The sequence below is a fragment of the Comamonas thiooxydans genome, assembly GCF_000964545.1.
GTDB lineage: Bacteria > Pseudomonadota > Gammaproteobacteria > Burkholderiales > Burkholderiaceae_C > Comamonas > Comamonas thiooxydans.
In genome coordinates this window covers 149,558-168,240 of sequence record NZ_BBVD01000002.1, presented here as the reverse complement: position 1 = coordinate 168,240, position 18,683 = coordinate 149,558, and the positions used below count along the sequence as shown (strand labels likewise).

Sequence of the window (18,683 nt, the reverse complement as noted above, 5' to 3'; positions counted from 1 at the left end):
AGGGGGACGACAGCCTCGCTGCGCGGCGGCGCTTGCTCGCTGTCTCTGGTTTGGGGTGCGCCAGTTTTAAAGTGATGGGGCTATAAATTAAGCAGCTGCTATCGCTTGTATTTAGTTGATTCCAGTTATTTTTCTCATTGAAATCAAGCAGCATCAAGCGCTAACAGCTATAAAAACAGATGGAGATTCGATCGTGCAAGATGTGATGAACCCTTTGGAGCGCTTGGTCGAGCGTGCCGAGCAATTGATGCAGCGCATTGAGTCCGTGCTGCCCCAGCCCCTGCAGGCACCCGCCGACTGGAATGCGGCGATTGCCTGGCGCTATCGCAAGCGCGCCAACGGCTGCGGCGTGCTGGAGCCGGTGCGCCATGTGGGCGCCATGCAGCTGTCCGATCTGCAGAACATCGACGTGCAAAAGGAAAAGATTGCGCGCAATACCGAGCAGTTCGTCAGTGGTCGCACGGCGAACAACGTGTTGCTGACGGGGGCGCGCGGCACGGGCAAGTCCTCGCTGATCCGCGCCTGTCTGCACAGCTTTGCGCCCCAGGGCCTGCGTCTGATCGAGGTGGACAAGGCCGATCTGACCGATCTGCCCGACATCGTCGACGTGGTCGCCGGCCGCAGCGAGAAATTCATCATCTATTGCGACGATCTGAGCTTTGAAGAGGGCGAGCCAGGCTACAAGGCCATGAAATCCATGCTGGATGGCTCGGTTTCCGCAGCCACGCCGAATGTGCTGGTCTATGCCACCAGCAATCGCCGCCATCTGCTGCCTGAGTACATGACGGACAACCTGGCACAGCAAAAAAGCGAGAACGGCGAGATCCATCCCGGCGAGGTGGTGGAGGAAAAAATATCGCTGTCCGAGCGCTTCGGCCTCTGGGTGAGCTTCTACCCCTTCAGCCAGGACGAGTATCTGCGCGTGGTGGCGCAGTGGCTGTCTGCGCTGGGCATGGACCAGGCCACCATCGAGGCGGCCAGGCCCGAAGCCCTGGTCTGGGCGCTGGAGCGCGGCTCGCGCAGCGGTCGTGTGGCCCACCAGTTCGCGCGCGACTACGCGGGCCGCAACGAGCGCCCCGTGACGGTCAAGAAGCGCATTGAAGATGTGGACGGTCTGGCTGAAGAAGCAGACCTGGAATGAAGAAAGAGTTTTGTGGAAGTGACTGCTGAAACACAGGCGCAGCGCAAGCACACGGAAGTGGCCGTGGGCGTGCTGTTGCGCGAATCCGATGGGGCGCTGCTGATTTCAAGCCGCCCTGCAGGCAAGCCGTATGCAGGCTACTGGGAGTTTCCTGGCGGCAAGCTGGAGGCAGGCGAGAGCGTGGAGCAGGCTTTGCGCCGCGAGCTGATCGAAGAGCTGGGCGTGACCATTGGCCAGGCCCATGCCTGGAAGGTGACCGAGCATGACTACCCGCATGCGCTGGTGCGTCTGCATTGGTGCAAGGTGACGGAATGGACGGGCGAGTTCGAGATGCGTGAGGGCCAGCAAATGGCCTGGCAGCAGTTGCCGCTCGATGTGCACCCCGTCCTGCCCGGTGCCTATCCCGTGCTGCAATGGCTGAGCGAGGAGCGCGGCCTGGTCTTTGATCAAAGCCATTACGAGGCGCAGCAGCCTCTGGTCTGAAGCGGTATGCTCTGAAATAAAGAGCGCCTTGCTCTGGTTGAATCTCGATTTTCTTGGTCAATCAAGCTGAAATCAAGACATTCCATGCGCAAGGCGCTCTTGTTTTTTGCTGCCTTGCTTAGTTTTCCGTGCGTGGATCACCAAACGGCGCATCTTCGGGAGGTGTCTGAGCCGGGACGCGGAACTCTTCATTGCCCCAGGCGCCCAGGTCGATATTGCGGCAACGCTCGCTGCAGAAGGGGCGGAATTTGTTGCTGGGCAAAAAAACGCTGGGGCCGCCGCAGGTCGGGCATTTCACCATGGTGGGGGATTGCTTGTCAGTGCTCATGGCGTAGATGTATCACAGCTGGAAAACACGGGTGGCCGACCCTGAAAGCCATTGAGCCGCAATGTGCGGCTCAATCGGGACGAGAAGACTGCCGGGGACTTATGCGCAGAGCGTGAGCTCGAAAGTGGCGTCGTCATTGCTGGGCTGGGGCTTGCTGCCATGGGCCAGCTTGAGCAGGCGCACCGACACCAGCAGGCGGTTGCCGCTGATTTCCGGCACCAGATTCAGATGCGGCTCTATGCGCAGGCGCAGCAGCTGGAAGCTGCGGCCGGCCGGCATGGCCTGCTGGAACACGCCTTGCTCGGCCACCACGCGCTGGGGAATGCCGGTTTCGCGCAGCAGCTGCAGGATCAGCTCAAGCGCCTGACCCAGCGGGGTCAGCTCGCCGGCCCAGTCTTCGAGGTCGCGCTGGCGGTAGCGCGGATCGAGGTTCTGCCAGGCGTGATAGGCCGGCAGGTCAAAGCTGCAGGTGCCGCCGGGTATGCCCACACGGCTGCGTATGGACATCAGCCATTCGTTTTCGGTCAGCGCCTGGCCGGTCTTGCCGGTCTGTGCATTGATGGTGGCAAAGCAGCTCTCCACCTGGCGCGCCACCTGGTGCAGCATGTGCTGGGAAATATCGGGGTTGTCGCGCAACACGTCCAGCAGATGCTTCTGGCGCTCCAGGTCCTTGATGACGTCGGCCCGCAGATCGCTGCGCGAAGCCACATCCATGATCTCGAAGATGGTGATCAGGGCGAAATGATGATCGACCGAATGCGCGCGGGTCAGCAGCTCGCGCAGACGGCGATACAGCTGCTCAAGACGCAGATAAGTTCTCAGACGCTCGTTAAATGGATATTCGTACAGGATCACGTTTGCTGGGCTCCTCGGGGTGCACAGGAATCAGCGGTCAACGTGCACATGCGGCGATCACACGCACAGGCCAAGCCATGGTCTGCATCATAGCCCGAACCATGCAGCGATTTGATCGGTATATGCGTGGAGAGTTTCGATTGTGACCCCGTCATCGTTATAGATGACCCAGTCGGCCGTGGCCAGACGCTGGGCACGCGTGGCCTGGGCGTCGATGATGGCCTGCACGGCCTCGCGTGTGAGAGCGCTGCGTGCCATGACGCGCTCTGTCTGAGTGCTTTCGCGGCAGTCCACGACCAGCACGCCATCCAGGCGTGTTCGCCAGTGGCCGGACTCGACCAGCAGCGGAATGTCGTGCACGATGAGTTTGCTGCCCGCAGCCACGGCTGCTTCATGCTGCTGCCGGGTCTGCTCGGCGATCAGGGGGTGGAGAATGGCTTCCAGGCGCTGGCGCGCGGACGGATCGGCGAAGACCAGCTCGCGCATGCGGGCGCGGTTGAGGGCGCCCTGTGCGTCGATCAGATCGGCACCAAAAGCCTGAGCGATGAGGGGCAGGGCCATGCCGCCGCTTGCCGTCAAGCTGCGCGAGATATGGTCGGCATCGATCAGCGTCGCGCCGCATGCCTGCAGCCTGGCAGCAACCGTGCTTTTGCCGCTGCCGATGCCGCCCGTCAGCCCCAGTCTGAATGGTGAGCGCTCAGGTGCGACTTTCATGGCTTACAGGCCTGCAAAGCTGAGCACCGCCTGCGGGCCCCAGATCAGGCTGACGAAACCGCCGCCGGCAAGAAAAGGGCCGAAGGGCACATAGCCGCCTTCTCGCAGCTTGCTGTTGATCTTGAGTGCAATGCCGATGACGGCGCCCACGACCGATGCCATGAGAATGATGGGCACCAGTGCCTGCCAGCCAAACCAGGCACCGAGTGCGGCAAACAGCTTGAAGTCGCCGTAGCCCATGCCTTCCTTGCCCGTTGCCAGCTTGAAGGCCCAGAAGATCAGCCATAGCGACATATAGCCTGCGACGGAGCCCCACAGCGATTGTTGCAGAGGCACGCTGGTCCACTGCAGTGCGGAGGCGATCAGGCCGGCCCAGAGCAGGGGCAGAGTGATGGAGTCCGGCAGGAATGTGGTGTCCCAGTCTATCAGTGCAAGCGCCAGTAGCGCCGCGCTGAAGCCGCACCAGGCAAAGCCGGTGGCGGTCAGGCCGTCGCGGCCCAGGCAGAAGGCAAACAGCGCGGCGCAGACCAACTCAACCACAGGGTAGCGCAGGCTGATGGGCTTTTTGCACTCGGCGCAGCGTCCGCGCAGAAACAGGTAGCTCAGCACGGGAATGTTCTCGTACCAGGCGACCTGATGGCCGCAATGCGGGCAGCGCGAACGAGGCTGGCTCAGCGTGATGGCAGGCTTGGCCGGCGGCAGCTCGATTTTGGCGCCCTTGTCCTTTTGTTCCTCGGCCCATTGCGCACCTTCGGCATGCCATTCCTGCTCCATCATCAGAGGCAGGCGGTGGATCACCACATTCAGAAAGCTGCCGATCAGCAAGCCCAGCACGCCGCCGACAGCGGCATTCAACACCAGTTCGGAAATCATCAGACCACTTGACCCAGCTTGAAGATAGGCAGATACATGGACACCACGATGCCGCCGATCAAGGTGCCCAGGAAGACGATGATGATGGGCTCCATCAGGCTGGAGAGGCCCGCCACCATTTCGTCGACTTCGCTTTCATAGAAATCGGCTGCCTTGCCCAGCATATGGTCGATGGCGCCAGATTCCTCGCCGATGGCACACATCTGCAGCACCATGGAAGGGAAGATGTTGGCATTGGCCATGGCAACCGTGAGGCTGGTGCCCGTGGAGACTTCCGACTGAATCCTGTCGGTGGCATTTCTGTAGAGGTAGTTGCCCGAGGCGCCTCCCACGGAGTCCAGCGCCTCGACCAGCGGCACGCCGGCGGCAAACATGGTGGACAGCGTACGCGTCCAGCGGGCCACGCAGGACTTCTCGATCAGCACGCCGAAGATGGGCAGCTTGAGTATGGTGCGGTCCATGAACTGCTGCACGCGCTCGTTGCGCTTCCAGGCCTGCATGAAGAAATAGATGCCGCCGCCCAGCACGCCGAAGATCAGCCACCAGTACTGAACAAAGTAATCGCTGATGCCCATCACCAGCAGCGTGGGCGCGGGCAGGTCGGCGCCAAAGGAGGTGAAGACCTCCTTGAAGGCAGGGATCACGAAGATCATGATCACGGTCACCACGACGAAGGCCACGATCATGACCGACGTGGGGTACATCAGCGCCGACTTGATCTTGGACTTGATGGCTTCCGTCTTTTCCATATAGGTGGCAAGACGGTCCAGCAACGATTCCAGAATACCTGCGGCCTCGCCGGCCTCCACCAGATTGCAGTAGAGGCTGTTGAAATAGAGCGGAAACTTGCGAAAGGCCGCACTCAGCGAGGTACCGGTTTCCACGTCTGAGCGGATGTCGTTGAGCAGCTTGGTGACGTTGGGGTTGGTGTTGCCCCGACCCACAATGTCGAAAGACTGCAGCAGCGGCACGCCGGCCTTCATCATGGTGGCCAGCTGGCGAGTGAACAGCGCAATGTCCTTGGGCTTGATCTTCTTGCCGCCGCGGGTCCTGCGCTTCTTGATCTTGGACGGAGTCACGCCCTGGCGGCGCAGCATGGCCTGGATCTGGTTTTCTCCGCCGGCACGAGTTTCGCCGCGAACGATCTTGCCGTTGCGGTCCTTGCCTTCCCACTCGAAGAGAAATTCCTTGATTCCCTTGGACGCTGCGCTTGCCATGGCGTTCCCTCACTGATACTGGTTTTATTCGTTGGTGACCGCCAGCACTTCTTCGAGTGAGGTCAGACCCAGCTTGACTTTATGCAGGCCCGAGCCGCGCAGAGAGCGTACTCCTTCGGCCTTGGCCTGTGCGGCAATCTCCAGGGCGCTGCCGTCACGCAGGATGATGCGCTGAATCTCTTCGCTGATGGGCATCACCTGATAAATACCGACACGTCCCTTGTAGCCGTTGTTGCAGGCAGGGCAGCCGACAGGCTTGTAGCTGACCCAGCTGCCGTCGAGTTCGGCTTCGTCGTAGCCGGCATCGATCAGGGCGTCGTGCGGTATGTCGGCGGGTTCCTTGCACTGCGCGCACAGGCGTCGCGCCAGACGCTGGGCGGTGATCAGGATCACGCTGGAGGCAATATTGAAAGGGGCGATGCCCATATTGCGCATGCGCGTCAGCGTGGTCGGAGCGTCATTGGTGTGCAGCGTGGACAGCACCAGGTGCCCGGTCTGGGCGGCCTTGATCGAGATGTCGGCGGTTTCCAGGTCGCGGATTTCACCGACCATGATGATGTCCGGGTCCTGACGCAGAAAGGACTTGAGCGCAGCGGCAAAGGTCAGGCCGGCCTTCTCGTTCACATTCACCTGGTTGACGCCGGGCATGTTGATTTCGGAAGGGTCTTCGGCGGTGGCAATGTTCACGCCCGGCTGGTTGAGCAGGTTCAGGCAGGTGTAGAGCGACACGGTCTTGCCCGAACCCGTGGGGCCGGTGACCAGAATCATGCCGTAGGGGCGGTTGATGGCCTTGAGCAGGCGCTCTTTTTCCTCGGGTTCGTAGCCGAGGGCATCGATGCCCATCTTGGCCGAGCTCGGGTCCAGAATACGGATCACGATCTTTTCGCCAAACAGCGTGGGCAAGGTGCTGACACGAAAGTCGATGACGCGATCAGGGCCGACCTTGAGCTTCATGCGGCCGTCTTGCGGAACGCGTTTCTCCGAGATGTCCAGGCGCGAGATCACCTTGATGCGCGAAGCCAGCTTGTCCTTGATCGCAATCGGTGGAGAGGCAATCTCGCGCAGCTCGCCGTCGATACGAAAGCGCACGCGGTAATTGTGCTCGTAGGGCTCGAAGTGCAAGTCGGACGCGCGCATATTGAAGGCGTCCAGCAGCATCTTGTGCAGAAACTTGACGACCGGCGCATCTTCGACCTCGGCGCCGACGGCATTGTCTTTTTCCTCGGGGGCATCCTCGATCTTGACGTCGTCAAAGTCAAAGTCCCCAGAACTGGAATAGGTGTCCAGAGATTCGCTGACGCTCTTGCCGGTCTGCTCGACGAGCTTTTGCAGCTTGTCGGCCTCGACAACCACCCAGTCCACCAGCAACTGAGTCGTGAATTTGATCTGTTCGGCAGCTTCCTGCTGAGTAGGGTCTGCCGTGGCGATGGTGAGCCGATTGCCGCGCTTGCTGAGTGCCAGCACGCGATAGGCGTTGCTGATTTTCGGGTCCAGCAGCTCGCGCGGAAGTTGCTGGACGTCGATGGCGTTGAGGTCCAGCAGCGGAGTGCTGAACATCATGGAAATGGTTTCGGCAATTTCCAGCGCGCTGATTTCACCAGACTGGCTGAGCTCGGTGATGAACGGGGTCTTGCCTGTGGCGGCTTTCTTGGCTGCGTTCTCGGCGGCTTGCTGCGAAACCTTTCCTGCGGAAATCAGGGCCCTGCCCAAACCTGGGATGGCAATGGGCGCAGGAGTGTTCTTTTGCAGAGTGTCGGCAGCAGCCATGTATCCAAGTCTGGGAGGGGAGTAGAGGATCTATCCTACCATTCTTGTTGTGGCAAACGGCAGGTCGCCAGGCGCGCATGCATGCGTCAATCCAGCGTCATTGAACATGGCGCAAGAAACTGCGACAAAAATGAGATTGGTCGGGGTGAGAGGATTCGAACCTCCGGCCTCTACGTCCCGAACGTAGCGCTCTACCAGGCTAAGCTACACCCCGCAGGCTTTGTTTGTCGAGCACCGTGGTGCACCTGGCGATTCAGGTGCGGCGCTCCAAAAGCTGAGAGGCCAATTGTAGCAAACTTGCGGTGTATGCATTGCTTGGCAGCGAGGCCAGTGCATCAATGGCGCGCTGGGCTTCCGCGTGCGCGGCGGCTCGGGCGACGTCAAGGGCACCGGTGCTGCGCACGATTTCCACCACGGCATCCAGTTGATCCGTAGAGCCTTGTTCGATGGCGTTGCGCACGATGGCGGCCTGCTCGGCGCTGCCGCGCTGCATGGCGGCGATCAGGGGCAGGGTGCATTTGCCTTCGCGCAGGTCATCGCCAAGGTTCTTGCCCATTTCCTGAGTGTTGCCGGTGTAGTCCAGCACATCGTCAATGATCTGGAACGCCGTTCCAAGTGCCTGGCCATAGGCGGCGCAGGCCTGCTCCACTGCAGGCGTGGCACCCGCCAGCACGGCTGCCAGCTGGGCGCTGGCCTCGAAGAGCTGGGCGGTCTTGGAGCGGATGACGTGCAGATAGCCGGCTTCATTCAGCGAAGCATCATGGGTATTGATGAGCTGCTGGACTTCGCCTTCTGCGATCACGTTGGTGGCGTCGGACAGGATTTGCAGCACGCGCATGCTGCCCACTTCCACCATCATCTGGAAGGAGCGGGTATGCAGAAAGTCTCCGACCAGAACACTGGCAGGGTTGCCAAAGGTCTCGTTGGCCGTGGCCCTGCCACGACGCAGCGTGGATTCGTCCACCACATCGTCGTGCAGCAAGGTCGCGGTGTGAATCAGCTCCACCACGGCGGCCAGAATGTATTTGTTCTTGCCCTGATGCCCCAGGGCACCGGCGATCAGCAGCAGCAGCGCCGGGCGCAGGCGCTTGCCGCCCGCTGCAATGATGTATTGGGAGATCTGTGCGATCAGGGGGACGCTGGTTGTCAGTCGCTGAGCAATGACGATATCCACTTCGCGCATGTCATCTGCGATCAAGGCAAGCGGATTGGATGTGGAAATTTCTGTAGTCAAGGTGATGAACCGCCAAGTGGACTCACGATTATAGGAAGATGCAACAGGGTTTTGCGTGGTGTCCTCAGAGCCCGTTCAAGTGAACAGAGGCTTTGCGGGCAGTCTGTGGCATTGCGGTCGCTTGCAAGGAGCAAGCCTTGCCACGCACCTGCGTGGCATCCCATTCCGCGCGGCCTCCGGAGATCCTGAATCGGTTCCTAGGGGTATGACAGCAGAAAAAATGCATGCGTGCTAGAATTGCCGGCTCCGTGGAAATCATTTCATGGAACTCTCAGACTTTAGAGGTTTTCAATGTACGCAGTCATAAAAACCGGCGGCAAGCAGTATCGCGTTGCAGCTGGCGAAAAGATCAAGGTAGAACAGATTGCTGCGGACGTAGGCCAGGAAATCGTGATCGACCAAGTTTTGGCCGTCGGCAACGGCGCTGAAATCAAGGTTGGTGCCCCCCTGGTGTCCGGTGCATCTGTAAAGGCAACTGTGGTTGCTCACGGCAAGCACGACAAGGTGCACATCTTCAAGATGCGCCGTCGTAAGCACTATCAAAAGCGCCAAGGCCATCGTCAGCAGTTCACCGAACTGCAAATCGTGGCAATCGCTGCTTAATTTTAGGAGCTAAGTCATGGCACAGAAAAAAGGCGGCGGCTCTACGCGTAACGGACGTGATTCCAAGCCAAAAATGCTGGGCGTGAAGGCCTTTGGTGGCGAGCTGGTGACAGCTGGTTCCATCATCGTGCGTCAGCGCGGCACCAAGTTCCACCCCGGTGAGAACGTTGGCGTGGGCAAGGATCACACCCTGTTTGCACTGGTTGACGGCCACGTGTCGTTCGGTGTGAAGGGCGCTCTGTCCAAGCAAACAGTCAACATCACGGCTGCATAAGTCGTCTTTGACTCAAACAAAGCCCCGACTTGTCGGGGCTTTGTTGTTTGAAAAGGCTCCAGGCAGCAGATTTCTGGCAGATGGGGCATGGTAATAGACCACTCAGGTGTGGCCCGGAGCTTCTGGTGCACACTGATTTTGTAGACTGGATGCCTCATGAAGTTCGTTGACGAAGCTTTTATCGACATTGCGGCCGGTGACGGCGGCAATGGTTGCGTGTCTTTCCGGCACGAGAAATACAAAGAATTTGGCGGCCCCGACGGTGGCGACGGCGGCCGTGGCGGTCATGTGTATGCCGTGGCCGATGTGAACCTGAACACGCTGGTGGATTACCGCTATTCGCGTCGCCACGAGGCCAAGCGCGGCCAGCACGGCATGGGTTCCGACATGTTCGGCGCCGCCGGCGACGACATCACGCTGAACATGCCCGTGGGCACCATCATCAGCGATGCGGATACCGGCGAAGTGCTGTTCGAGCTGCTGGAGCCCGGCCAGGTCATCACCATCGCCAAGGGCGGTGACGGCGGTTTCGGCAATCTGCGTTTTAAGAGCGCCATCAATCGTGCGCCGCGCCAGAAGACTCCCGGCTATCCTGGCGAGCGCCGCAACCTCAAGCTGGAGCTCAAGGTGCTGGCCGATGTGGGCCTGCTGGGCATGCCCAATGCGGGCAAGTCCACCTTCATCACGGCCGTCTCCAACGCCCGTCCCAAGATCGCCGACTATCCCTTCACCACCTTGCATCCCAATCTGGGCGTGGTGCGCGTGGCCGCCGAGCAGAGCTTTGTGGTGGCCGACATCCCCGGTCTGATCGAAGGAGCTTCCGAAGGTGCGGGCCTGGGTCACCAGTTCCTGCGCCATCTGCAGCGCACGCGTCTGTTGCTGCATATCGTGGACATTGCACCGTTCGACGAGGGCGTGGACCCGGTCGAGCAGGCCAAGGCCATCGTGGCCGAGCTCAAGAAGTACGACGCCGAGCTCTACGACAAGCCGCGCTGGCTGGTGCTTAACAAGCTGGACATGGTTCCCGAGGAAGAGCGTGCTGCCAAGGTCAAGGACTTCGTCAAGCGCTTCAAGTGGAAGGGCCCGGTCTTCGAGATCTCGGCGCTGACCCGTGAAGGCTGCGAGCCGCTGATCCGCAAGATCTTCGAGCATGTGCACAACCAGCAACTCGCGGAGCAGGCACCCAAGGAGATTGATCCTCGCTTTGCGGGAGGTGAGGATTCTGGTCTGGATATGACCGATCCGCGTTTCGCCTCTTACGATCCGGAATAAGCTAGAGGGTATAACCCAGCAGCGCACTTGGTGCGCTGTTTTGCTTTGAATTTAATAGCTTATTGCGCTTTACCCATAAGCGCCAGAGGCTTAAAACACTGTAAATTCTCATGTCTTCCAATGTGCTGCGTGATGCCCGTCGCATCGTCGTCAAAGTCGGCTCCAGCCTGGTTACGAATGAAGGTCGTGGTCTGGATGAGGCCGCCATTGAAGAGTGGAGCCGCCAGTTGGCGGCATTGGTGAATGGTGAAGACGGCGTCAAGCGCGAAGTCATCATGGTCTCCAGTGGCGCCATTGCCGAAGGCATGAAGCGCCTGGGCTGGGCCACGCGTCCGACCGAGGTGCATGAGCTGCAGGCCGCAGCCGCCGTCGGCCAGATGGGGCTGGCCCAGATGTATGAGACCAAGCTGCGCGGCGAAGGCGTGCCCAGCGCCCAGGTGCTGCTGACCCATGCGGATCTGGCCGATCGCGAGCGCTATCTGAACGCCCGGACCACGCTGCTGACGCTGCTGCAACTGGGCGTGGTGCCCGTCATCAACGAGAACGACACGGTGGTGATCGACGAGATCCGTTTCGGCGACAACGACACTCTGGGCGCGCTGGTGGCCAATCTGGTCGAGGCCGATGCACTGGTCATCCTGACCGATCAGCGCGGTCTCTACAGCGCCGATCCGCGCAAGAACCCCGATGCCAGGTTCATCGACGTGGCCGAAGCCGGCAACCCCGAGCTCGAAGCCATGGCCGGTGGTGCGGGCCTGTCCATCGGTACGGGCGGCATGATCACCAAGATCCTGGCGGCCAAGCGTGCGGCGGGCTCCGGTGCTTCCACCGTGATCGCCTGGGGACGTGAGAAAGACGTGTTGCTGCGTCTGACGCGTGGCGAGTCCATAGGCACGCTGCTGGTTGCCAACACGCACAAGATGCAGGCGCGCAAGCAGTGGATTGCCGACCATCTGCAGCTGCGCGGTTCGGTGACCGTGGATGCGGGTGCCGTCTCCAAGCTGCGCGATGAAGGCAAGAGCCTGCTGCCCATAGGAATGATCACCGTGGAGGGCGATTTCTCGCGCGGCGAAGTGATTGCCGTGCGTGATGAGAGCGGTGTCGAGATCGCCCGTGGTCTGGCCAGCTATGCCAGCGCCGAGGCGCGGCTGCTGTGCCGCAAGAGTTCCTCGGAGATTGAATCGCTGTTGGGCTACTCGGCAGGTCCCGAAATAATGCACCGCGACAATATGGTGGTTGCCGGACACTGAGCCTCGGCTGTCAACAAAAAAAGCCGTAATGCTGCAAGGCATTACGGCTTTGTTCATTGCAGAGGCTTGTGATCGGGCGGATTGTCTATGCCGGTCTGCGGGTCCGGGTCAAAACTGGCACCAGGCGGCAGCTCTATGCCGGGGTTGATGCGAAAGCTCCCTGTACGGGCAGGGTACATGACCTGATGGTGCTGCCCAGGATGGGGAGTGCCGCCAGTGGTCTGGCCTGCCTCCTGATCGCGTGGCCGCATGCCGCTGCGCAGATAGCGGTTGCGCTGCTGCTCGCCGCGCGGCAGAAAGCGCGCCAGCTCGGTCAGCGCCATTTCATAGACGCCGCGTTTGAATTCGACCACTACATCCAGAGGAACCCAGTAGTCATTCCAGCGCCAGGCATCGAACTCAGGGTGGTCGGTGGCACGCAGGTTCAAATCCCAGTCATGCCCGACCAGTTGAAGCAAAAACCATATCTGCTTCTGGCCTTTGTAATGCCCGCGCGCGTCGCGGCGGATGTACCTGTCTGGCACCTCGTAGCGCAACCAGTCCCTGGTGCGGGCAACCACGCGAACGTGATTGGGCTTCAGCCCCACTTCCTCATGCAGCTCGCGGAACATGGCTTGCTCGGGTGTCTCACCCCGATCAATGCCACCTTGCGGAAACTGCCAGCTGTGGGTGCGAATGCGTTTTCCCCAGAACACCTGGTTTCTTTGGTTGAGCAGGATGATGCCGACGTTCGGGCGAAATCCGTCCCGGTCAAGCATAATCAAACCCCAAATTTTTGAATTGTGTTCATTATGCATGGCCCCTTGTGATCGACAAGCGGGCCATGCCTATTTCCACTGAATTGCCAGTTCCATGAAAGCCTCCCAATTTCTCATCTCCACCCTGAAAGAAGCTCCGGCCGACGCCGAAGTGGTCAGCCACAAGCTCATGATGCGGGCTGGCATGATCAAAAAGCTGGGTGCTGGCATTTACAACTACATGCCCATGGGCCTGCGCGTGATCCGCAAGGTCGAAGCCATCGTGCGCGAGGAAATGAACCGCGCCGGCGCCATCGAAACCACCATGCCCGTGGTGCAGCCTGCCGAGCTGTGGCAGGAAACCGGCCGTTTCGAGAAGATGGGCCCCGAGCTGCTGCGCATTCAGGATCGCCATGGCCGTGATTTCGTGATCCAGCCCACGTCCGAAGAGGTGGTCACCGATATCGCGCGCCAGGAGTTCAAGAGCTACAAGCAGCTGCCCAAGAACCTCTACCAGATCCAGACCAAGTTCCGCGACGAGCGCCGTCCCCGCTTCGGCCTGATGCGCGGTCGCGAGTTCATCATGAAGGACGCCTATTCCTTCGACAAGGATCGCGATGCGGCCCAGATCAGCTATCAGACCATGCGCGAAGCCTATAAGCGCATCTTCGACCGCTTCGGCCTGCAGTACCGCGCCGTGCGTGCCGATTCGGGCGCCATCGGCGGCGATCTGAGCGAGGAGTTCCAGGTCATCGCTTCCACGGGGGAGGACGCCATCGTGTACTGCCCGAACAGCGACTACGCGGCCAATATCGAGAAGGCCGAGAGCCTGGCGCCCACCCAGGCCCGTCCTGCTGCCGCCCAGGCCATGCAAAAGGTCGCCACGCCCGGCAACAGCACCTGCGAAGCCGTGGCCGAGCAGCTGGGTCTGCCCCTGGCGCAGACCGTGAAGTCGCTGGTGCTGGCCACGGACGAGCTCGACGACAAGGGTTTGATCGTCAAGTCGCAAGTGTGGCTGCTGCTGCTGCGCGGCGATCACGAGATGAACGAGATCAAGGTCGGCAAGGTCGAAGGCCTGGCGGGCTTCCGTTTCGCGACCGTGGGCGAGATCGAAGAGCATTTCGGTGCCAAGCCCGGCTATCTGGGCCCCATCGGCCTCAAGAAGCCCGTGAACATCGTGGTGGACCGCGATGTGGCCGTGATGGCCGACTGGGTCTGCGGTGCCAACGAGGAAGACTTCCACATCACCGGCGTGAACTTCGGCCGAGACCTGCCCGAGCCCGCCGTGGTGGCGGATCTGCGCAATGTGGTGGCGGGCGACCCATCGCCCGACGGCGCGGGCGAGCTGGCGATCGAGCGCGGCATCGAGATCGGCCATGTGTTCTATCTGGGCACCAAGTACTCCAAGGCCATGGAAGCCACTTTCCTGGGCGACAACGGCAAGCCACAGCACTTCGAGATGGGCTGCTACGGCATTGGCGTGACCCGCCTGCCCGCCGCTGCCGTGGAGCAGAACCACGACGAGCGCGGCATGATCTGGCCCGATGCGATTGCACCGTTCACCGTGGTGATCTGCCCCATCGGCATGGGTCGCAGCGAGGCCGTGAAGACCGAGGCCGAGAAGCTCTATGGCGAGCTGCTGGCACTGGGCGTGGACGTGATCCTCGACGACCGCGACGAGCGCCCCGGTGCCATGCTGGCCGACTGGGAGCTGATCGGCGTGCCCCATCGTGTGGTGCTGGGCGACCGTGGCCTGAAGGAAGGCGTGGTCGAGTACCAGCAGCGCCGTGACACAGAAGCCACAAAGCTGGCGACGAATGAGGTGCTGGCTCACCTCAAGAGCCGCCTGGGCCTGTAAGCTGCTGTTTCCATGCCCGAGACCCTGCTGAGCCGACGCCACTGCCTGAGGACTGCCGCTGCGCTGGCCGCCCCGGCGGCCGGCTGGCTGTGGCCGCAGGCGGCCTGGGCCGGCGGGCAGCTCGAAGAGCCGCTGGCCGACTCCGTGCGTACGGCGCTCAGCGCGGCCGTGGCGGGCTCGGGCGCGCCGCCCGAGCTGGAGTTCGCCTCCACAGCGGCGCGCATGAGCTATCTGCGCTGGCTGGTCGCCAGCAGCGACAAGCTGGCCAAGCGCAAGCCCGATCCGCAGGCACGGCGCGAGTTCCTGCAGACCGTCTGGTACGAGTCCAAGCGCGCCGGTCTCGATGTGTCCATGGTCATGGGCCTGATACAGGTGGAGAGCGGCTATCGCAAATACGCCATCTCCAGCGTGGGCGCGCGTGGCTATATGCAGATCATGCCGTTCTGGATGCGGCTGATCGGTGACGGCGATATCGGCAAGCTGTTCCACATGCAGACCAATCTGCGCTTCGGCTGCGTGATCCTGCGCCACTATATGGATCGCGAAAAAGGTGATGCCTATATGGCGCTGGGCCGCTACAACGGCAGCCGGGGCCAGCCCCAGTATCCGAATGCCGTGTTCGGCGCCCAGCGGCGCTGGCTGCTGGAAGAGCCGCAGCCGGTCTGATGCCATGACGATATACAGAAAAAAAGAGAGCGCCTAGCGCTCTCTTTTCATTGGTTTCAGCAAGAAAAGAACCTGAAGTCCTTTTGGGGTAAGCGCAAGATGCTCCTGATTCAGGAGTGGCTGCTTTTGCCAGCCTGGGACTGGGCAGCGCTGCCCTGTACCTTGGCCGCAGCGGCCGCCGAAGGTGCGGCAGATTCGGCCGCGGGCTCGGGCAGATGGGTCACCATGACCTGGTCGATGCGGTAGCTGTCCACGTCCAGCACCTCGAACTTGAAGCCGCCCCAGGTGACGGTATCGGTGCGGCGCGGCACGCGGCGCAGCATGACCATGAGAAAGCCGGCCAGCGTTTCGTACTCGTCGTCATGCGGCATATCGTCCAGATGCAGCACGCGCATCACGTCCTCGATGGGCGTGATGCCGTCGATCAGCCAGGAATGCTCGTCGCGGCGAATGATCTGCTCCTCGTCGGCCGGGCCGACCAGATCGCCCATCACCGTGCTCATCACGTCGTTGAGCGTCACCACACCCACGACCAGGCTGTACTCGTTGACGATGACGGCAAAGTCTTCGTGCACCATGCGGAACTGCTCCAGCACCTCGGCCAGCGTCAGGCGATCGGGCACGATGAGCACCTTGCGGATCAGGCTGTCGTCGCTGAGCGACAGCGGCTGGTTGTTGAGTGCGCGCTGGAACAGATCCTTGGCGTCCACATAGCCGATCACATGGTCGATATCGCCGTCGCAGACCGGGTAGGTGGAGAAGGGCTCCTCGGCAATGCGGGCGCGGATGATGGCGTCGCTGTCGTCGCGGTAGAAGAAGGCCACGCTGTCGCGCTGGGTCATGGCAGAGGCCACGGTGCGCGAGTCCAGCTCGAACACATTGGCAATCACCTGTTGCTCGCGGGCGGCCAGCACGCCGGCCTTGGTGCCTGCTTCGGTCATGGCCAGGATGTCGTCGCTGGTGATGCGCTCGTCGCGCGTCGCAGGCAGGCCCAACAGGCGAAACAAGGTGTCGGTCGCCAAGTTATAGAACCAGATGATGGGCTTGAAGATCACCACAAACCAGCGCATGGGCGCGAGCACGCGCACCACATAGCGCTCGGGCTCGTTCATGCTGATGCGGCGTGGCAACAGATCGGCCAGCAGGATGAAGGCCGAGGTGACTATGAAAAACGAGAGCAGGAACCCCAGAGTTGTAGAGAGGCTGGGCGAGAACCAGATCGAGAAGAACTCGGTCAGCGCAGGGCTGAACGCACCCTCGCCGACGATGCCGCCGAGTATGGCGACGGCATTCTGTCCCACTTGCACCACGGTGAAATATTCGCCCGGCTGCTCCTGTACGCGCAGCGCATGCTCGGCTCCCTCGTTGCCGTCGTCGGCCATCTGGCGCAGGCGCAGGCGGCGCGAGGCGGCCAGAGAAATCTCCGCCACAGAGAAAAAGGCGCTGAGCAGAATCAGCAGAACAATCACCGCAAGGCTTTGGGACACACTCATAGGCAGGGCTGCTGCGGCACGTTGACGTGCCTGCGGCCGGTTATCAAGGAGTCTCTATTCGACCACATAAAGCCTGCGGCAGGCAGCCGTACTGGCTTCAGGGCTGAAGCGCGGCTGCCGAACGGGCCATGCGTGCCAGCGCATCGGCCTCGGTATTGCGGTGTCTGGGCACCCATTGCAGCACCAGCTCGTCAAAGTCCTGCATCTGTGCGCGGGCGGCCTCGAACAGCTGGCTGAGCCGGGCGATGGGCCGCGCCGGCTTGGCCGTGGGCGGGCCAAGCTGCTCCAGCAGGACCTGTGAGTCGGTACGCACGGTCAGGCTGCGCGCGCCGAGATCGCGTGCCAGCTTCAGGGCGGCCATCAGCGCGCGCAGTTCGGCTTCGTTGTTGCAGCCGCTGCGGTGCAGATCCTGCGACAGCGTATGGCGGCTGCCATCGGGCAGCTGCAGCAACACGCCCAGGCTCATGGGGCCGGGGTTGGGCAGGGCACTGCCATCGATATGGATGCAGCAGTGGTGAGGGGGAACAGGTTTGGGGGGCGGCATGAAAAAAGCCACCGGGGTGCCGGTGGCTTGCAGACGGGGTTGGGCTTACTTGGCGGCCAGCACTTGCTGCAGCTCGCCCGATTCGTACATCTCCATCATGATGTCCGAGCCACCGATGAATTCGCCCTTGATGTAGAGCTGGGGGATCGTGGGCCACTGGCTGTAGTCCTTGATGCCCTGGCGGATTTCCTGGTCTTCCAGCACGTTCACGGTGGCGATGGACTTGGCGTCCACGCCGCAGGCCTTGAGGATCTGGATGGCACGGCCGGAGAAGCCGCACTGGGGGAAGCTGGCGTTGCCCTTCATGAACAGCAGGATATCGTTGTTCTTGACCAGGTCGTCGATGCGTTGTTGAGTGTTGCTCATAGTGGGCTCCGGATTTTGGAAATGGCGGTACCAGCCGCGATGTCTGCAATTATTTCACCGACCGCAAGGAATGCGATGCTGTGAGGAAATCTTGCTGACAGGATATTTTGGGGTGGAGGTCTGGAAATCAAGCCTTGCCGCTCCGGCAGCCGCCCGTGCAGCGCGCAATGCCGGCCAGGTCATGGCGGTGCTGGACCTGTTCGAAGCCGGCCGCTTGCATGAGCCGCGCCACGTCTTCGGCCTGATCCCAGCCATGCTCGAAGAGCAGCCAGCCGCCGTCTTTCAGGCGGGCCGGAGCTTGGTCGATGATGCTGCGTATGTCCTCCAGCCCATCCGCGCCGCTAGCCAGGGCCGACAGCGGCTCGTGGGTCAGCGCCGCCAGGTGCGGGTCGTCGGCGCGAATATAGGGCGGATTGCTGACGATCAGATCGACGGGTTCCAGCCCGTCCAGAGGCTCCAGCCAGTTGCCATGGGCAAACTGCACGGGCAGTTGGAGCCGGGCGGCGTTGCTGCGGGCCACGGCCAGGGCATCGGCGCTGGCGTCCACGGCGATGACCCGGGCTGAGGGGCGCTGGCTTTGCAGGGCCAGGGCGATGGCGCCGCTGCCGGTGCCCAGGTCTATAACGCGAACCGGCTGCCTTTCGGGCATGAGCTCCAGCGCCCAGTCCACCAGGGTTTCGGTGTCGGGGCGCGGGTCCAGCACCCTGCTGTCCACGGCCAGATCCAGGCCGTAGAACTCCTTGTTGCCGGTCAGGTAGGCGACAGGCGTGCCTTGCTGGCGCAGGGCGCACAGCTGGTCCCAGCGTTGCTGCTGCTCCTGACTGAGGGCATCGCAGTCATGGGTGATGAGCCAGGCGCGGGCATGCGCTGGCTGCTGCATCAAGTGCAGCAGCAGCATCTGTGCATCGACACGCGCCAGGCCTTGGCGGGCGGCTTGCTGCAGGGCTTGAGCGACGGAGAAAGTGGGGGGCGAGGGTTCGGTCATGGCTTGGCCGGCGGCCATCTTCT

At 61.6% G+C, this 18,683-nt stretch carries 20 protein-coding genes and 1 tRNA gene; 8 read left to right on the top strand and 13 right to left on the bottom strand.

The features are described 5' to 3' along the window. The first annotated feature begins 205 nt into the window (after positions 1-205). Together Cth01_RS02285 and Cth01_RS02280 are read left to right on the top strand one after the other, a co-directional pair. Positions 206-1,141 carry an ATP-binding protein gene (locus tag Cth01_RS02285; protein WP_034357518.1) on the top strand — a complete coding sequence of 312 codons (936 nt, stop codon included), beginning with the start codon at positions 206-208 and terminating at the stop codon, positions 1,139-1,141. A 12-nt stretch (positions 1,142-1,153) separates the two neighbouring features. Continuing rightward, on the top strand, positions 1,154-1,624 hold the full coding sequence (locus Cth01_RS02280) for an NUDIX domain-containing protein (RefSeq protein WP_003062186.1): 471 nt from the start codon (positions 1,154-1,156) through the stop codon (positions 1,622-1,624). 118 nt (positions 1,625-1,742) lie between these two features. Here Cth01_RS02280 and Cth01_RS02275 read toward each other — a convergent pair whose 3' ends face one another. From Cth01_RS02275 to Cth01_RS02240, 8 genes are all read right to left on the bottom strand, one after another. Continuing rightward, positions 1,743-1,952 (bottom strand): DNA gyrase inhibitor YacG, encoded by a 210-nt coding sequence (locus tag Cth01_RS02275; protein ID WP_034357520.1) that lies wholly within the window; start codon positions 1,950-1,952, stop codon positions 1,743-1,745. A 99-nt stretch (positions 1,953-2,051) separates the two neighbouring features. After that, positions 2,052-2,807: a cell division protein ZapD gene (zapD, locus tag Cth01_RS02270; RefSeq protein WP_003062189.1), complete on the bottom strand. Its 756-nt coding sequence runs from the start codon at positions 2,805-2,807 to the stop codon at positions 2,052-2,054. A gap of 87 nt (positions 2,808-2,894) precedes the next feature. Continuing rightward, positions 2,895-3,521 carry a dephospho-CoA kinase gene (coaE, locus tag Cth01_RS02265; protein WP_034357524.1) on the bottom strand — a complete coding sequence of 209 codons (627 nt, stop codon included), beginning with the start codon at positions 3,519-3,521 and terminating at the stop codon, positions 2,895-2,897. 3 nt (positions 3,522-3,524) lie between these two features. Next, the gene (locus Cth01_RS02260) at positions 3,525-4,394 is read right to left on the bottom strand and encodes a prepilin peptidase (protein ID WP_034389189.1); all 870 of its coding nucleotides are present in this window, start codon (positions 4,392-4,394) and stop codon (positions 3,525-3,527) included. Further along, the gene (locus Cth01_RS02255) at positions 4,394-5,611 is read right to left on the bottom strand and encodes a type II secretion system F family protein (protein WP_012837103.1); all 1,218 of its coding nucleotides are present in this window, start codon (positions 5,609-5,611) and stop codon (positions 4,394-4,396) included. The genes Cth01_RS02260 and Cth01_RS02255 overlap by 1 nt, the downstream gene beginning before the upstream one ends. 24 nt (positions 5,612-5,635) lie before the next feature. Continuing rightward, positions 5,636-7,378, bottom strand: a complete 1,743-nt coding sequence (pilB, locus tag Cth01_RS02250; protein WP_003062195.1) for a type IV-A pilus assembly ATPase PilB — start codon at positions 7,376-7,378, stop codon at positions 5,636-5,638. Between the two features lie 137 nt (positions 7,379-7,515). Further along, positions 7,516-7,592: transfer RNA gene (locus Cth01_RS02245), tRNA-Pro, on the bottom strand. Positions 7,593-7,631: 39 nt separating this feature from the next. Then, complete coding sequence (locus tag Cth01_RS02240; protein ID WP_045838548.1) at positions 7,632-8,561, bottom strand: polyprenyl synthetase family protein; 930 nt, start codon at positions 8,559-8,561, stop codon at positions 7,632-7,634. Positions 8,562-8,903: 342 nt separating this feature from the next. Here Cth01_RS02240 and rplU point away from each other — a divergent pair, with 342 nt between their 5' ends. The 4 genes from rplU (at position 8,904) to proB (ending at position 12,011) form a co-directional block, all read left to right on the top strand. After that, the gene (gene rplU / locus Cth01_RS02235; protein ID WP_003058536.1) at positions 8,904-9,215 is read left to right on the top strand and encodes a 50S ribosomal protein L21; all 312 of its coding nucleotides are present in this window, start codon (positions 8,904-8,906) and stop codon (positions 9,213-9,215) included. 16 nt (positions 9,216-9,231) lie between these two features. After that, positions 9,232-9,489 carry a 50S ribosomal protein L27 gene (gene rpmA, locus Cth01_RS02230; protein WP_003058534.1) on the top strand — a complete coding sequence of 86 codons (258 nt, stop codon included), beginning with the start codon at positions 9,232-9,234 and terminating at the stop codon, positions 9,487-9,489. 156 nt (positions 9,490-9,645) lie between these two features. Then, positions 9,646-10,761: an Obg family GTPase CgtA gene (gene cgtA, locus Cth01_RS02225; protein WP_034357529.1), complete on the top strand. Its 1,116-nt coding sequence runs from the start codon at positions 9,646-9,648 to the stop codon at positions 10,759-10,761. A gap of 110 nt (positions 10,762-10,871) precedes the next feature. After that, positions 10,872-12,011: a glutamate 5-kinase gene (proB, locus tag Cth01_RS02220; protein ID WP_034357531.1), complete on the top strand. Its 1,140-nt coding sequence runs from the start codon at positions 10,872-10,874 to the stop codon at positions 12,009-12,011. Positions 12,012-12,064: 53 nt separating this feature from the next. Here the strand turns inward: proB and Cth01_RS02215 are convergent, their stop codons facing one another. After that, the gene (locus Cth01_RS02215) at positions 12,065-12,769 is read right to left on the bottom strand and encodes an RNA pyrophosphohydrolase (RefSeq protein WP_034357533.1); all 705 of its coding nucleotides are present in this window, start codon (positions 12,767-12,769) and stop codon (positions 12,065-12,067) included. A 94-nt stretch (positions 12,770-12,863) separates the two neighbouring features. Between Cth01_RS02215 and Cth01_RS02210 the strand changes: the two genes are divergently transcribed. Together Cth01_RS02210 and Cth01_RS02205 are read left to right on the top strand one after the other, a co-directional pair. Continuing rightward, the gene (locus Cth01_RS02210) at positions 12,864-14,606 is read left to right on the top strand and encodes a proline--tRNA ligase (protein WP_045838437.1); all 1,743 of its coding nucleotides are present in this window, start codon (positions 12,864-12,866) and stop codon (positions 14,604-14,606) included. Between the two features lie 12 nt (positions 14,607-14,618). Continuing rightward, positions 14,619-15,272 carry a lytic transglycosylase domain-containing protein gene (locus Cth01_RS02205; RefSeq protein WP_045838436.1) on the top strand — a complete coding sequence of 218 codons (654 nt, stop codon included), beginning with the start codon at positions 14,619-14,621 and terminating at the stop codon, positions 15,270-15,272. 110 nt (positions 15,273-15,382) lie between these two features. On the opposite strand, the gene paeA is transcribed toward Cth01_RS02205, so the two are convergent. From paeA to prmC, 4 genes are all read right to left on the bottom strand, one after another. After that, a complete protein-coding gene (gene paeA / locus Cth01_RS02200; protein ID WP_034381637.1) occupies positions 15,383-16,765 on the bottom strand; it encodes a polyamine export protein PaeA in 1,383 nt (460 codons plus the stop codon). A gap of 97 nt (positions 16,766-16,862) precedes the next feature. Continuing rightward, a complete protein-coding gene (locus tag Cth01_RS02195; protein ID WP_034409161.1) occupies positions 16,863-17,321 on the bottom strand; it encodes a ribonuclease HI family protein in 459 nt (152 codons plus the stop codon). 33 nt (positions 17,322-17,354) lie between these two features. After that, complete coding sequence (gene grxD, locus Cth01_RS02190) at positions 17,355-17,675, bottom strand: Grx4 family monothiol glutaredoxin (RefSeq protein WP_003058519.1); 321 nt, start codon at positions 17,673-17,675, stop codon at positions 17,355-17,357. A gap of 127 nt (positions 17,676-17,802) precedes the next feature. Beyond that, positions 17,803-18,678: a peptide chain release factor N(5)-glutamine methyltransferase gene (gene prmC / locus Cth01_RS02185; protein WP_045838434.1), complete on the bottom strand. Its 876-nt coding sequence runs from the start codon at positions 18,676-18,678 to the stop codon at positions 17,803-17,805. Between the last annotated feature and the right edge of the window lie 5 nt (positions 18,679-18,683).

What these genes read in the sequence shown, in the direction of transcription:
- Cth01_RS02285 (WP_034357518.1), top strand. Translation starts at nt 206, where the DNA reads ATGAACCCTTTGGAGCGCTTGGTCGAGCGTGCCGAGCAATTGATGCAG.
- Cth01_RS02275 (WP_034357520.1), bottom strand. Translation starts at nt 1,952, where the DNA reads ATGAGCACTGACAAGCAATCCCCCACCATGGTGAAATGCCCGACCTGC.
- coaE (WP_034357524.1), bottom strand. Translation starts at nt 3,521, where the DNA reads ATGAAAGTCGCACCTGAGCGCTCACCATTCAGACTGGGGCTGACGGGC.
- Cth01_RS02260 (WP_034389189.1), bottom strand. Translation starts at nt 4,394, where the DNA reads ATGATTTCCGAACTGGTGTTGAATGCCGCTGTCGGCGGCGTGCTGGGC.
- Cth01_RS02255 (WP_012837103.1), bottom strand. Translation starts at nt 5,611, where the DNA reads ATGGCAAGCGCAGCGTCCAAGGGAATCAAGGAATTTCTCTTCGAGTGG.
- pilB (WP_003062195.1), bottom strand. Translation starts at nt 7,378, where the DNA reads ATGGCTGCTGCCGACACTCTGCAAAAGAACACTCCTGCGCCCATTGCC.
- Cth01_RS02240 (WP_045838548.1), bottom strand. Translation starts at nt 8,561, where the DNA reads ATGCGCGAAGTGGATATCGTCATTGCTCAGCGACTGACAACCAGCGTC.
- rplU (WP_003058536.1), top strand. Translation starts at nt 8,904, where the DNA reads ATGTACGCAGTCATAAAAACCGGCGGCAAGCAGTATCGCGTTGCAGCT.
- rpmA (WP_003058534.1), top strand. Translation starts at nt 9,232, where the DNA reads ATGGCACAGAAAAAAGGCGGCGGCTCTACGCGTAACGGACGTGATTCC.
- cgtA (WP_034357529.1), top strand. Translation starts at nt 9,646, where the DNA reads ATGAAGTTCGTTGACGAAGCTTTTATCGACATTGCGGCCGGTGACGGC.
- proB (WP_034357531.1), top strand. Translation starts at nt 10,872, where the DNA reads ATGTCTTCCAATGTGCTGCGTGATGCCCGTCGCATCGTCGTCAAAGTC.
- Cth01_RS02215 (WP_034357533.1), bottom strand. Translation starts at nt 12,769, where the DNA reads ATGCTTGACCGGGACGGATTTCGCCCGAACGTCGGCATCATCCTGCTC.
- Cth01_RS02210 (WP_045838437.1), top strand. Translation starts at nt 12,864, where the DNA reads ATGAAAGCCTCCCAATTTCTCATCTCCACCCTGAAAGAAGCTCCGGCC.
- Cth01_RS02205 (WP_045838436.1), top strand. Translation starts at nt 14,619, where the DNA reads ATGCCCGAGACCCTGCTGAGCCGACGCCACTGCCTGAGGACTGCCGCT.
- paeA (WP_034381637.1), bottom strand. Translation starts at nt 16,765, where the DNA reads ATGAGTGTGTCCCAAAGCCTTGCGGTGATTGTTCTGCTGATTCTGCTC.
- grxD (WP_003058519.1), bottom strand. Translation starts at nt 17,675, where the DNA reads ATGAGCAACACTCAACAACGCATCGACGACCTGGTCAAGAACAACGAT.
- prmC (WP_045838434.1), bottom strand. Translation starts at nt 18,678, where the DNA reads ATGGCCGCCGGCCAAGCCATGACCGAACCCTCGCCCCCCACTTTCTCC.